Genomic DNA, 12908 nt, shown 5'->3' on the forward strand with positions numbered 1-12908 from the left:
AGCGGGAGATTAAAATGATCGAATTTTTCCATGTAAAACGCGACATCCCGTTTATGAGCTATGGCAAGCTCACCACGGCGATTTCTCTGGGTACTTTTGTGCTGGCCGTCTTTTTCCTGGTGGTAAAAGGCCTTAATTTCGGCGTTGAATTTACTGGCGGCACGGTAATGGAATTGCGCTATGCGCAATCGGTAGAAATCAATCAGGTACGCCACGGGGTGGAAAGCCTGAAATATGGTGAAGTGCAAGTCCAGTCACTGGGCACGACCAAGGATGTGATGGTTCGCATCCCGAACATCAAAGGAAAAAGCAGCGCCCAGCTCTCGAATGAAGTGCTCGATAGCCTGAAAAAAGAACGCAGCGATGTGGAATTGCGCAAAGTCGAGTTTATTGGCCCATCAGTCGGTGACGAGCTGTTTACCCATGGCCTGACTGCGCTGATTCTGGTCTGTGTCGGCATTGTGGCTTATCTGATGATCCGCTTTGAATGGCGCTTCGCCCTCTCGGCGATCATTGCCAATATGCATGACGTGGTGATCATTCTGGGTGTATTTGCCCTGTTCCAGTGGGAATTTAGCCTGACCGTGCTGGCGGGTATTCTGGCGGTGCTGGGTTATTCGGTGAATGAATCGGTCGTGGTGTTCGATCGGATCCGGGAAAACTTCCGCAAGCCTAATCTGCGCGGCAAATCTGTACCGGAAGTGATCGACAATGCGATCACGGCCACGATGAGCCGGACCATTATTACCCACGGCTCGACCGAAGCGATGGTGTTAGCGATGCTGATCTTTGGTGGCGCAGCGCTACATGGTTTTGCCATGGCACTGACCATTGGCATTGTGTTTGGTATCTATTCGTCGGTACTGGTGGCCTCGCCGCTGCTGCTGATGTTTGGCGTAACGCGAGATCGCATGATCAAACCGGAACGAATTAAAGAAGAAGCGGTCGTTTAACTTCCGAACCACTTAAGTAGAGCGGCAAAAGTTTTCTGCATGGTTGTCCCGCCTTGCCATACAACTTTCGCACCGATACTTGCTACACGCCGGCCCTTGTCGGCGTTTTCTTTGAGAGAGCCAAATGGAATTTAACCTGATCGATATTTTCCTGCACCTGGATGTATATCTGGCCCAGCTGGTGCAAAGCTATGGCGTCTGGATTTACGCCATCCTGTTTGCTGTGATCTTTTGCGAAACCGGCCTTGTCGTCACCCCATTTCTGCCGGGAGACTCCTTGCTGTTTGTCGCCGGAATGATTGCCGCCAGCGGCGCGATGAATGTGCATCTGCTCGCGGTACTGCTGTTTATCGCGGCCGTACTTGGGGACGCGGTGAACTACACCATCGGCCGCTACTTTGGCCACAAGCTGTTTGCCAATCCGAATTCGAAAATTTTCCGTCGTGAATACCTGGATAAAACGCATAGCTTTTTTGAAAAATACGGCGGCAAAACCATCATTATTGCGCGCTTTGTACCGATTGTTCGCACCTTTGCGCCTTTCGTGGCAGGCATGGCCGAAATGACTTATCGCAAATTTTTTGCCTACAACGTGATCGGCGCTGCCGTGTGGGTGGGCTCGCTACTGTATGCAGGCTACTTGCTGGGTGGCATTCACTTTATTCAGAAAAACCTGACGGCGATTATTCTGGGCATTATTTTCCTGTCTATCCTGCCGGGCATTATTGAAATCGCCAAACACAAGCTGGGCAAGGCCGCATGAGCGAGCAGTTTCATACGCAAAAATCAGCCATTCGCGCGTCTTTTGACAAGGCAGCCGCACACTATGATGCGGCGGCTGTTTTGCAGCGGGAGATCGTTGATCGGATGTTCGAGCGGCTGGAGCTGATTCGCCTCACACCACAGCGTGTGCTGGATGCAGGCAGCGGCACAGGCTATGCCGTACCGAAACTGCAGCAGCGTTTTGGCGCGGCGCAGCTGATCGAGCTGGATCTGGCGCACAGCATGCTGTGCGTCTCCCGCGACAAACAAATGGGCTCGGGTGTTAAAAAACTATTCCGGCAATTAAGCCTGCGCCAGCCTGCACAAGTGTGTAGCGACATCGAGCGCCTACCTTTTGCCGACAACTCAATCGATCTGATCTGGTCCAGCCTCACCCTGCAATGGTGCAATACGCCTGATGCGGCCTTTGCTGAATTTCGCCGCGTACTCAAGCCAGGCGGGCTGCTAATGTTTGCTACGCTGGGCCCCGATACGCTCAAAGAGCTTAGAACCGCTTTTGCTGGTGTTGATGGCTATGAGCACGTTAACCGCTTTATTGATATGCATGATCTGGGCGATGCGCTGGTGCAACAAGGCTTTGCCACCCCGGTGATGGACATGGAATACATTACGCTGACCTATCAGGACGCCAGATCGGTGATGAACGATCTGAAAGGCATTGGCGCGCACAATACCATGCACGGACGGCGCACCGGCATGTTTGGCAAACAGGCCTGGCAACGGGTCCAGGCGCAGTATGAAACGCTGCGGCGCGACGGCAAGCTGCCTTGTACCTACGAAGTGGTCTATGGCCATGCGTGGAAGAACGAGCCCAAAGCGCCCAAGCAACTGGCTGATGGCAGCCAGATCATCGAGTTTCGCCCACGGGCAGCCAGCTGATGACCAATGATCCAACCCGCCAGGCCGGGACAACGCTGGCGCCGTATTATTTCATCACCGGAACAGATACCGATGCTGGCAAAACCATCGCCGCTTCGCAATTGATACGCAGCCTGAATCACAACGGCATACCTACTGTAGGTATGAAGCCAGCTGCCTCGGGCTGTATAGCCGAGGGAGATATACTCCTCAATGCCGATGTCGAAGCGCATCGGCAGGCCAGTCCGATTGTGGTACCGGAGCATCTGCTGAATCCTTATCGATTTCTGCCGCCGATTTCACCGCATCTGGCTGCTCGCGAAGCCGGTGTCACCATTGAACTCGATCATATTCTCGATTGCGCTAGGGCGCTGCGCCAATACGCCAGCACAATCATCATTGAAGGCGCTGGCGGCTGGTATGCGCCTTTAAGCGACACACTGCGGATTGCCGATCTGGCTATTGCGCTACAAGCACCAGTGATTCTGGTGGTCGGCATGCGCCTAGGCTGCATCAATCATGCGCTGCTGACAGCCGAGGCCATCTTGCAAGCCCGGCTACCGCTGGCAGGCTGGATCGCCAATTGCATCGATCCGGAGATGTCCCGTTTTGCAGAGAATCTGGCCTATTTGCAAACCCATATTCCAGCGCCCTGCCTTGCCGTGATTGAACACAGCGCCGATGCGGCCTTGGGTTGTCTCAATCCTCAGGCATTTGCGCTGCTTAAATTGCAGAACTTGTAATCCTAACTTACCATCGCATCAGTCCTTCATATTGGCTTTCCATGAAAAACCGAATTTTTGCCACGATTGCAGCCCTACTGTGCGCCCTGACCCTGCTGGCTTGCAGCAAGCCCCAATTTCAAGGCAGTGATCTTAGCCAAACCAAGATTGGCGGCGAGTTTGAGCTGGTCGATCATCATGGCAAAACAGTGCGGCTGGCCGATTATGCTGGCAAGGTGGTCGTCATCTTTTTTGGTTACACCTCCTGCCCTGACGTCTGCCCGACCACACTGGCCGAGCTGCGCACCACGATGGCAGAGCTCAAAGAGAAAGCCAAGGATGTGCAGGTGCTATTTATCAGCGTGGACCCGGAACGTGATACCCAGTCGCTACTCAGTCAGTATGTGCCGGCTTTTCACCCTAGTTTTATCGGCCTGAGCGGCAGCAAAGCCCAGATTGACGCTGCGGTTAAAAGTTATCGCGCAATTTATCAAAAGCAGGGTAAAGATAAAAATTATACGGTCGATCATACTGCAGGCAGCTATCTGATTGATCGCAGCGGTCAAACTCGCGTTCTGGTCAATTACGGCGCGGGCGCAGCCACTTTTACCCATGACATCCAATTACTTCTGGCCGAATAAAGCATGAACGAAGAAGAAAACCAGGGGCCAAACCCGATCCACTCCGAGCAAGACATTGCGCCTTTCCTGCTGAAAACACCGATGGAAATCGCTTATGTCCTGCGCCTCTTGGAGCAGGCACATAGCAATATTGCCATCTACTTTAATGCCGGCCACGATATGATGCTGACGCGTATCTTGAGCGCCGATGCCAAAGCCAAACAATTTGTGTTTGATATCAGCGGGCATGAGCCGACCAATGCCGCCTTGCTGCAAGCCGACAAATTGCTGTTCGTCGGCGATCTGGACGGTGTGAAAATCCAGTTCAGCACGGTCAAACCAAGCCGCGTTCTGTTTGAGGGCAAAGCGGCGTTTATGGTGAGCCTGCCCAATGATATGGTTAAACTGCAACGGCGGGAGTTCTTTCGCCTCACCACGCCGATCTCCAGCCCCTATACCATTGCTTTGCCACTGGCCAGCGGTAGCCTCACACTGGAATTGCACGATATTTCACTGGGCGGCGTCGGGCTCTGGCTCAAGGACGAGCAGCAAAAAGCACTGTTCAATCTGGGTGATATAGTCCACAAGGCCAGTATCGATCTGGGCGCAGCGGGCCGGATTCAGGCGGATATTGAACTGCGCAATCTACACACGGTGTATTTAAAACAAGGGATGACACGCTGGATGCTGGGCGTGCAATTTCTGAATCTGTCGCGGGGCAATGAGAGCCTGCTACAAAAATTGATGGTCCAGCTGGAAAGAGAGCAGAAAGCCCTCACTGGCTAAATTGAATAAGGAATTCGTCACTTATACATAAGAGGTATATGGCTGCAGGCCTTTTTGAAATTGGCCTGCAGCCATATACCCCTTAGTTTTTCAAGCTCAAACTTTCTAATCCCACTTCACTCGCGGTGTCAGCGCAGCAATCATCAGCGCGGCCAGCGCCACTAGCCCCATTCCCCAGCTCAAGCTGGTTTCATGCGCCACAAAGCCGATCATCGGCGGCCCCATCAAGGCCCCGATCGAGCCCATGGTAGTCACTGCGGCCAGTGCTACTGCACCTTGCTTGGCGGCTTGGGTATAAACACAAGGCGATACTGCCGCCATGCCCAAGCCTACCAGCGCAAAACCGACCAACGCAGGAATCAGGCCACCGAGCACTAGCGCCGCCGACAAGCCAACACCGGCCAGCAAACCGCCCCACAACAGCATTTTCGGCGCACCAAAACGCATGCGCCAGGCATCCCCAAACCAGCGTGCAATAAACATGGTAATTGAGAAGAAAGCTATCCCTAGCGGCGCGATCTGGGCACTGGCCATCACCGCATCTTTTAGATACAGCGCCGACCAATCGGACATGGAGCCCTCAACCACAGTACCGCACAACGCCAACAGACCCAGCCACAGCGCGACACCTGCAGGCAGGGCAAAACGTTTTCCACCTGCTTGAGCTTGCGGCTTTTCTGCCAGCAAATATGGAATGGAGACGGCGACGGATAGCCACAGAATCAGCGCAGCCAACAGAAAATGCACCCAGATCACATCAGTAAAAAACGTCATGCCAGAGGCAAACAATGCCGCGGCCAAACCGCCCAGGCTAAATACAGCGTGCAGGCGCGACATAATGGCCTGCTTGCCGACTGTTTCCGCCTGTACGCCTTGTGCATTCATGCCCACATTGAGCAGGCTGGCCAGCACGCCTTCCAGTAGCATCATCAATAAGGCCACCGGATAGTTTGGCGCCAGTGCCAGACCTATCAAGACCACCGGCAGCAGCGCGCCACTGATCAGGCAAGCGGCCTTGGAGCCCAGCCGGTGCAAAATAGTCGCCGTAACTGGAAATGAAAAGACCGCGCCCAAACCACTAGCCAGCAGCAAAAATCCCACCTCAGCCGTTGACAGGCCAAGCTGGACTTTCAGCGCCGGAATACGGGATGCCCAGGTACCAAAATTGAAGCCAAGTACAAGAAACAGCGTAGCTACCGCTAGTTGGGTGCGGCGGATAGAGTGGCCACTAGCGGGAGATGGCATGGCACTGAGAGTAGAAGTCGTCACGAAGAATCCGAATTATCATCCGCCTTGCCTGCGCCCAGATCGGCAGCTGGCTCGGCCAAATAGCCAAAATCAGGAGCGGCAATGTCATCACCGCGCTCCAGCATATAAATGAAAGCGAGCAATTCTGCCACAGCACGATACAGTTGCGGAGGAATTTGACTATCCAAGTCAACTTGCATCAGCAAAGCGACCATTTCCGGCGAATCATGCACAAAAATGCCAGCTTCCTTGGCTTTTTCAATAATTCGCTCGGCAAGCAGGCCCTTACCTTTGGCCACCACCCTTGGTGCAGCACTGCCTTCTCGATACGCCAGCGCAATCGCTTGCGAGCGCAATTTGGGTTTAGTGTTCATCGTGCTCGACCTGAGTCGCCACCAGTTGCAATCCGGCCGCCTCGAAGCGGCGCATTAATTCGGCTTGCTGCTCACGCAAGGTCTGCACTGTGGCTTCACTCGTCGCCTGAAAACGCAGCCTGAATTGCCCCTGCTGCAATTGTGCCACCACCCCCAGCGCACCCAGCTTGGGCAAATCCAGATTGAGGCGTGTTTGCCATTGCTGGCTTGTAGCGGCATCGGCTTGCTGCGCTTCGCGTTCATTGTCCAGCTCAAGCTCCCAGTGCAAGTTCTGCCCCGGCCAAGCCTGCCCCTGCCAGACTAGGGGCTTGTTCTCCACCAGATCAAGCTGCTGGCGCACCATTTGCTGCAGAGCTTTATCGTCTGCAAGGATGTTTTGTGCACGTGGGGTGCTTGACGATTCAAGTGGGTTTTGCGCACGCGTGGCATTTGTAGATTCAGGAATGAGTCGCGGGCTTATCTCCAGCTCTTTGCCTTGCATCTTTTCCTGTGACTCCACGAGCTGAGAATCGGCCTCTAGCCGCTCATTGGTCCGGGGCTGAATTTGCAGCTTGGTTTTGTCATCCGCAGCTTGAGGTAACACTTCCGGTTTGAATAAGGCCTGTGGTTCGCTCAGTAAAGTCTGAAATGCACGGCCGCCATTCACCCACTCCGCCTGATGGGATTCATAAAACAAGCCACTTGCAGAAAGCCGGGAAGCCAATTGGCCAGCCAGTTGTACTGTATCGGGTTTGGCAGTAAATAGGGGCTGGGTTTGTTGCAACACGCTGCTGGAGGCTGATTTGCTTTCTTGCTTGAGCAATTCACCAATCATGTTAGCCCCCTTGCTGAGAGCAACCGGAGTATCCGAATCGGCTTGCGCCGCAGGTAAACCACCAGCAAGCGCTGATTGCGCTGCGGTATTGAGTCGGAATGTCAGCTGCGGCTCTTTACTTAGCACCGTCAGCTCAAACTCTTGCCCCGGCTGGGTGTTGCGGGGTAGATTCAGATCGAGTAGTTGATCTTTAACCAGCACAGCAAAGCGCCCATTATTGAGCTGATTGGTCACAACGGCTTGTACTTTTTCGCCAACAGTAAGGCGTAAATCGTCGGGGGAAATGCGGACGGTATCAATGACACCTTGCTGGGCACGGACGAAATTGCCAACCAGCGTAGAGGAAGTATTCCCGGGTAACATCGTCACCCCTTATAGACACCATGGTAAATTGCAACGATCAGATCAGCCTCAGCCCGCGACAATCCGCACTCTTTGACCAGAGATTCAGCATGAGCACCTTTTTTGGCAAGCTCTATTGCCAATGAATATGCGCTCTCTGGCTGTACAGATTCAACTCCTTGAACTTCATAAGATTCGAATTCACCAGAATGAATTGCTTCGATTTTTTGAGCCATGACGAGCGCCTTTAAATCTGCCACATCACTTTCAAGATGATTGATTCTATTTTCATAATCGAAATTAATATGTTTCTGGAGCTGCCTTTTGTGCCAATTCAACATCAGAACCCACTCTGCGATGTAAAAAACCACAAGCACAAGCGTGATCCACAGCAATTGTGACCATGTCAGATATAGCCCAGTATGTTCCACCCGACCCCCAGCAATTTAGCATCTATTGTCGTTTTTTTAGTTTATCCGCCACATTCATGCAAACTTATGCCAAAGTCCCGTACAAAGCCTTGCCACATACACCGTATTTTGACAAAACTAGTTAGCCAAAAAGAGGCTCGACTCGTCCCCAGCCGCCCCCAAACAAGTTAGCGATACTTTTCATCCAAACGGCGTGATTGCACTTCACTATTGAGGATGGTTTTCAACTCTTCCTTCCAAGCATTCGCTAAAGGTAAAAGCTGCTGATGTTTAGCCTCAATTTCAAGCAATAAACTTCTGATTTCATCTATAACATCAACTTCATATAAAGACCAAGCAATCTGCGGCATATTCGCAGTCAACTTCGCATATTCAGCAAACATAGTTTGAAAGTCATCCCATGCATCAGCCCGAGCCAAAGCAAGCAACTGATCTACCATAGACTCTATGCTGCGTAGATGCTCCAAAAATCTAGCCTCGTCCATAACTCAGTATATTCGCAGAGTTAATTAAAGCTTCTTCTGGGCGGCTTATAGTGTTAGCTGCTGGATTGATACTCAACCATGAAGCACGAAGATCATTCATTAGTACCAATACCTGATCTAAAATCGATTCATCATTTTTTAAATTTGCTTGCAGCAGTTGATACGCTGAATATTCATACAAGGCATCAAGGTTTTCTGCTAATTCGCCTCCCGAATTTATATCCAGAGACAATCGCAATCCTTCTTCGACAATAGCGATAGCTTTAGTCAAAGCCATTCCTTTTTCAGCAACATTACCTTGCTGCAAGTGAAATTTTGCAATATTGATTGATTTAATAACCCCATCAAATAACATGACAACTAATTGATGTGGAGTGGCAGCTTCGACTTGACACTCTAGGCTCGTACTTCCATAAGCATTGATGGCCTTTCTGTTTACAATCATTTATGCCACCTTGGGTAAGTTTGCAAGTTGAGTAGTCAACCAGGTACTTGTTGATTGCATCTGGGTAACCGCTAGATCAAGAGCAGTATACTGTTTTCTGTATCTCTGCTCGATATCAACTAATCGGCGATTAAATTCTTCAGTGCGCTTCGCGATATTCTTTGCCTCTCGATTCATTCCATCAACCCGAGTCGCAACTTCACCTTTAGTCGACAACATCTTTTCAAGCATTGAATCAAATTGATAGCCAAAGCCGCGCGAAAAACTAATCGTGCCGCGGCTTGCGCCATCTGGCGAGCTCGCAGCTCCACCCAGCACGGAAAACTTTAATCCACTATCCAGAGTCACCTGCTGACCAACTCCAGTCTTGAGGTCATTACCCACTTTAACTTGAACATCTGTACCCGCTATCGGACCTGAAATACCTGTACCCAGCAAATCACTTGTGACACTAAGTGTTCCTTCGCTTCCAAATTTTGTATTATTAATGACAATCTTATTATCAGCGCCGATCACAACCCCCACTTTTGCACCTGACGTTTGCAGTGCCGAGTTAGAGTTAATCCGTGTTTGTAATTCAGCAGCTAATTGTGCAGGAGTATAGTCCCCTTCAGTTAAAGTAACTGAAGCAATTGCTCCATTAACAGTAATGCCAAAATTCTTATTGGCAGCCCCAACATTAAAAGTACCTCCTGGACCACCAAACGTTAAGGCTGAAGTAGTATAGGTTGCCTGCGTCGCATTATTAACTACCGACACCCCCAAATCTGCAACTGTTTTGGTATTCTTATCAAAGCTATCAATGCGAATTAATGAATCACTAGCACGCCCATTACTTGCAAATAGACTAATCACACCTTGAGCATCTTTCTCAACCGCTGCATTAAATTTTGTTGAATCTAGTGACATAACACCATTTTGATCCAGTTTAATACCAATTTGCGTTAATGATTTAAAATCCCCACCAGTCCCGGCAATTGTCTGATTAATTGCATTCCGCAATGAAACTTGAATAGAACGAACCGTACCTTCACCATTCAATATGGCACCTTGCTTAGTGTCTTTATTATATGCAGTAGAGTCCGTTAGTGCTTTTGACAAATCATTATATGCCTTAATAAAATCCTGAACGCTTTTTGCAATTCCGCTTGTATTTTTCCCCACGCTTAAATTAACAGCTGAAGTCGTTACCTTATTAAGAGTAAGGGTTACGCCATCAATCACATCAGAAATTACATTCGCTGCTTTACTGATATCAATACCATCTATTTTGAACTTGGCATTTTGAGCGGCCTGGTTTTGCGTCAAGTTCGCTGCACCACCAGTTGATGCATTGTATGCGAGTCGAGACAAGCCAGCAGCATCACTATCAACACCATCACCCGTATCAGTTGTTGTAATTTTCAGTGCATTTGATTCGCCAGTATCATTCGATACAACAGTCAATTTATAACCACTGCCGTCATTAATAATACTCGCAGTTACACCCGCCTTTGCATTATTAATCGCATCACGAATACCGGTTAATGTATTATTGTTCGCATCTATTGTGATGCTTTTTGATGCCTTCTCAGGATTTGAAGTAAAGCTTGTGACGCCAGCAGCAGTTGTATATTTGCCAAAGTCCAATTTGATTGTGCCTAGCCCTACTTCTGCAGTAGTAGAAGCAAATGCACTAGAAGCCAATTTCTGGTTTTGTGCCAATTGAGAAACTTCGAGTGAGAATTTACCATCTGCTGCGTTCTTTGCAGCAGATATGCTCACAAAATCAGTTGCAGAAGAGGTTGCATTAACAACATTAAAATTATCTGCGTTTGATAATTTTTGTGCGGCCCCTTGAAATGTGGATAGCGCGCCTTTTATTGAACCGTAAGCACTAATTCGTGCCTGGATACCAATATTTCTAACATCAAACTTCTTCAGGGGCTGGCGCTCCACTTCCATTAATTGATTTACAATTGAATTAACGTCGATACTAGCCATGATTACCCCCTATACAGCAAGTCTTAAAGTCGATGCGAACAGATTGTATGGCACCATACTTTAGACATCAGCACAAATCTATAATTACCAAATTGGTCGCTTCACCCTCGTTCCACTAAGCCTTGTCACGCACAAGCAATCCTTGTAGCTTATCAAGCGCTTTTGCAATATTGATCACTTCTTCAGAAGGAAACTGTCGCAACACTTCTTTGGATTTGGTATCAATCAACTTCACTAGGCGTATATTTGTATCTTCATCCATACCAAATTCCAAACCAATCCCTTGATTCAGTAATTTGATTGTATCGTTGATTTTTTTGACGGCATCTTCTACCTGGTTGGCCAACTCTTTCGGGTCTAGCGCTTTAACTGCGTCTTCAGTCTGTGTTGCAGTTGGCTCAATAACAGGATCGGAGCGTTTATTGACAGCAACATTCGCGTCATCTTGCCGCAACTGAGGCGATATCGCGGAAGCTAAATTTAAAGATGATATTTGCATGATGCACCTCTTTTTGTAGAGATGCCCCAGCACCTGATTAGCGCTGGGGCAGTTTAGCTCAACCAATCAAACCGGAATTATGCGATTAGCCACGCAGCAAGCTCAACACCTGCTGTGGTAAGGCGTTAGCCTGAGCCAACATCGCAGTACCCGCCTGCTGCAACACCTGAGCTTTAGTCAGGTTTGATGTTTCCGAGGCAAAATCAGCATCACGAATCCGACTACGTGAAGCTGACATATTCTCACCCGCAGTCTGCAGATTCGAAATGGTATTTTCAAAGCGGCTTTGCAAGGCACCGAACTTGGCACGCTGACCATTGGTAGCTTGCAGCGCCCCATCTACAATGGCAATAGTGCGATTGGCTCCTGCTACAGTTGATACATCAACCTGCTCAACTTTTTGCAACTGTGAAGCCGAAGTGGCAGTATTAAAGAAACTTGCAGTTTCTGACGCTACCACATTAAAGGACCGATCAGAATCTAATGTTACCTCACCAGTACCCACTGCGCTTGCGCCTGATGCAGTCGCAGTACCACCAATTGTCAAGCCGCCAGTACCTGAAGTAATTGTAGTCGTGATATTCTGACCTGCATCATTCGTCAGCGTAACGCCTGTACCTGCGGAATTCAATTTGGCAGAGACACCCGTTTTACCTGATTGCTCATTAATTGCATTAATCACCCCCGACAAACCATCGCCATTAATCGCGGAGCCGGTCGTGAATGAAATTGCTTGTGCTGTCGTGTTATTCGACGTCATGCTGATAGAGTAACTGGTACTTGCAGTAAAGGCCGTAACATCAAATTCTGTACGCGCAGTAGCTGTAACACCTGTAGTGCCAGTTTGTGCATTGATATTCGCCGCGAATGTCTTGGCTGAATCACCAGCAGCATATGCAACGTTTGCACTGCCTGTTGCACCATTAATTGTTACACCACCAGCAACTACACGCGTTGTAGCTGCAGCATTTGACGCAACAGCGTTAGCCGTACTCCCTGATGTCAAATTACCCGTTGCCGCAGCCGATGAACCAATCCGGTTATTACCATATGCAGACGTACGGAAGTTTGCAGTAGTTGATGTGATTGTTTGGTTGGCATTAGCGCCAACTTGGTAAACCGAACTATTGGTGCCATCAAGCAGTTTCTGGCCATTAAACTCAGTTGTTTGAGCAATACGGTCCAACTCTGAGGACAACTGGGTCACCTCTTGCTGCAAGGCTGTACGGTCAGACGCAGAATTTGTCGCATTCGCTGATTGCACTGCGAGCTCACGGATACGTTGCAGGATATTACCCGTTGAACTCAGAGCACCCTCAGCCGTCTGTGCCATTGAGATGCCATCATTGGCATTGCGGCGGGCTTGATCCATACCACGGATTTGAGCGCTAAACCGCTCAGAAATCGCCAAACCTGCAGCGTCATCTTTTGCAGAGTTAATCCGCATACCGGAAGACAAGCGCTGCAAAGAGGTTGACAGCATCCCTTGGGATTTATCAAGGTTACGCTGAGAATTGAGTGAGGCTACGTTGGTGTTAATTACTTGAGCCATGATTGCTTCTCCT

Annotated in this window: 15 protein-coding genes; 6 read left to right on the forward strand and 9 right to left on the reverse strand. The window is 49.6% G+C overall.

Going from position 1 to position 12908, the window contains the following annotated elements; all coding sequences use genetic code 11:
- Positions 1-17: 17 nt before the first annotated feature.
- From secF to ABHF33_RS01800, 6 genes are all read left to right on the forward strand, one after another.
- Entirely contained in the window at positions 18-953 is a 936-nt protein-coding gene (gene secF / locus ABHF33_RS01775) for a protein translocase subunit SecF (RefSeq protein WP_348946587.1), read from the forward strand.
- A 124-nt stretch (positions 954-1077) separates the two neighbouring features.
- Complete coding sequence (locus ABHF33_RS01780; protein ID WP_348945358.1) at positions 1078-1716, forward strand: DedA family protein; 639 nt, start codon at positions 1078-1080, stop codon at positions 1714-1716.
- Positions 1713-2615, forward strand: a complete 903-nt coding sequence (bioC, locus tag ABHF33_RS01785) for a malonyl-ACP O-methyltransferase BioC (RefSeq protein WP_348945359.1) — start codon at positions 1713-1715, stop codon at positions 2613-2615. The genes ABHF33_RS01780 and bioC overlap by 4 nt, the downstream gene beginning before the upstream one ends.
- A complete protein-coding gene (gene bioD / locus ABHF33_RS01790) occupies positions 2615-3337 on the forward strand; it encodes a dethiobiotin synthase (protein ID WP_348945360.1) in 723 nt (240 codons plus the stop codon). The genes bioC and bioD overlap by 1 nt, the downstream gene beginning before the upstream one ends.
- A 41-nt stretch (positions 3338-3378) precedes the next feature.
- Positions 3379-3957 (forward strand): SCO family protein, encoded by a 579-nt coding sequence (locus ABHF33_RS01795; protein ID WP_348945361.1) that lies wholly within the window; start codon positions 3379-3381, stop codon positions 3955-3957.
- A gap of 3 nt (positions 3958-3960) precedes the next feature.
- Positions 3961-4722: a flagellar brake protein gene (locus ABHF33_RS01800; protein WP_348945362.1), complete on the forward strand. Its 762-nt coding sequence runs from the start codon at positions 3961-3963 to the stop codon at positions 4720-4722.
- 105 nt (positions 4723-4827) lie between these two features.
- Here the strand turns inward: ABHF33_RS01800 and ABHF33_RS01805 are convergent, their stop codons facing one another.
- From ABHF33_RS01805 to ABHF33_RS01845, 9 genes are all read right to left on the reverse strand, one after another.
- Complete coding sequence (locus ABHF33_RS01805; RefSeq protein ID WP_348945363.1) at positions 4828-5991, reverse strand: MFS transporter; 1164 nt, start codon at positions 5989-5991, stop codon at positions 4828-4830.
- Complete coding sequence (locus tag ABHF33_RS01810) at positions 5988-6344, reverse strand: EscU/YscU/HrcU family type III secretion system export apparatus switch protein (protein WP_348945364.1); 357 nt, start codon at positions 6342-6344, stop codon at positions 5988-5990. The genes ABHF33_RS01805 and ABHF33_RS01810 overlap by 4 nt, the downstream gene beginning before the upstream one ends.
- Positions 6334-7521, reverse strand: coding sequence for a flagellar hook-length control protein FliK (locus ABHF33_RS01815; protein ID WP_348945365.1), 1188 nt, complete (start codon positions 7519-7521; stop codon positions 6334-6336). Before ABHF33_RS01815 ends, ABHF33_RS01810 begins: the two co-directional genes overlap by 11 nt.
- Before the next feature lie 2 nt (positions 7522-7523).
- Positions 7524-7841 carry a DUF2802 domain-containing protein gene (locus tag ABHF33_RS01820; protein WP_348945366.1) on the reverse strand — a complete coding sequence of 106 codons (318 nt, stop codon included), beginning with the start codon at positions 7839-7841 and terminating at the stop codon, positions 7524-7526.
- A 257-nt stretch (positions 7842-8098) separates the two neighbouring features.
- Positions 8099-8371, reverse strand: coding sequence for a flagellar protein FliT (locus ABHF33_RS01825; RefSeq protein ID WP_348945367.1), 273 nt, complete (start codon positions 8369-8371; stop codon positions 8099-8101).
- A 31-nt stretch (positions 8372-8402) separates the two neighbouring features.
- Entirely contained in the window at positions 8403-8861 is a 459-nt protein-coding gene (gene fliS, locus ABHF33_RS01830) for a flagellar export chaperone FliS (RefSeq protein WP_348945368.1), read from the reverse strand.
- Positions 8862-10844 (reverse strand): flagellar filament capping protein FliD, encoded by a 1983-nt coding sequence (gene fliD / locus ABHF33_RS01835; protein ID WP_348945369.1) that lies wholly within the window; start codon positions 10842-10844, stop codon positions 8862-8864.
- 115 nt (positions 10845-10959) lie between these two features.
- The gene (locus tag ABHF33_RS01840) at positions 10960-11343 is read right to left on the reverse strand and encodes a flagellar protein FlaG (protein WP_348945370.1); all 384 of its coding nucleotides are present in this window, start codon (positions 11341-11343) and stop codon (positions 10960-10962) included.
- Positions 11344-11428: 85 nt separating this feature from the next.
- Positions 11429-12895: a flagellin gene (locus ABHF33_RS01845; RefSeq protein WP_348945371.1), complete on the reverse strand. Its 1467-nt coding sequence runs from the start codon at positions 12893-12895 to the stop codon at positions 11429-11431.
- Positions 12896-12908: the final 13 nt, after the last annotated feature.

This window comes from Chitinibacter sp. FCG-7, from assembly GCF_040047665.1.
GTDB classification, from domain to species: domain Bacteria; phylum Pseudomonadota; class Gammaproteobacteria; order Burkholderiales; family Chitinibacteraceae; genus Chitinibacter; species Chitinibacter mangrovi.

Bases quoted from the DNA above. Each gene is read 5' to 3' on its own strand.
- ABHF33_RS01845 (WP_348945371.1), bottom strand. From the start codon at position 12,895: ATGGCTCAAGTAATTAACACCAACGTAGCCTCACTCAATTCTCAGCGT.
- fliD (WP_348945369.1), bottom strand. From the start codon at position 10,844: ATGGCTAGTATCGACGTTAATTCAATTGTAAATCAATTAATGGAAGTG.
- ABHF33_RS01780 (WP_348945358.1), top strand. From the start codon at position 1,078: ATGGAATTTAACCTGATCGATATTTTCCTGCACCTGGATGTATATCTG.
- bioC (WP_348945359.1), top strand. From the start codon at position 1,713: ATGAGCGAGCAGTTTCATACGCAAAAATCAGCCATTCGCGCGTCTTTT.
- ABHF33_RS01840 (WP_348945370.1), bottom strand. From the start codon at position 11,343: ATGCAAATATCATCTTTAAATTTAGCTTCCGCGATATCGCCTCAGTTG.
- ABHF33_RS01800 (WP_348945362.1), top strand. From the start codon at position 3,961: ATGAACGAAGAAGAAAACCAGGGGCCAAACCCGATCCACTCCGAGCAA.
- ABHF33_RS01810 (WP_348945364.1), bottom strand. From the start codon at position 6,344: ATGAACACTAAACCCAAATTGCGCTCGCAAGCGATTGCGCTGGCGTAT.
- fliS (WP_348945368.1), bottom strand. From the start codon at position 8,861: ATGATTGTAAACAGAAAGGCCATCAATGCTTATGGAAGTACGAGCCTA.
- ABHF33_RS01795 (WP_348945361.1), top strand. From the start codon at position 3,379: ATGAAAAACCGAATTTTTGCCACGATTGCAGCCCTACTGTGCGCCCTG.
- ABHF33_RS01820 (WP_348945366.1), bottom strand. From the start codon at position 7,841: ATGTTGAATTGGCACAAAAGGCAGCTCCAGAAACATATTAATTTCGAT.
- bioD (WP_348945360.1), top strand. From the start codon at position 2,615: ATGACCAATGATCCAACCCGCCAGGCCGGGACAACGCTGGCGCCGTAT.
- ABHF33_RS01825 (WP_348945367.1), bottom strand. From the start codon at position 8,371: ATGGTAGATCAGTTGCTTGCTTTGGCTCGGGCTGATGCATGGGATGAC.
- ABHF33_RS01815 (WP_348945365.1), bottom strand. From the start codon at position 7,521: ATGTTACCCGGGAATACTTCCTCTACGCTGGTTGGCAATTTCGTCCGT.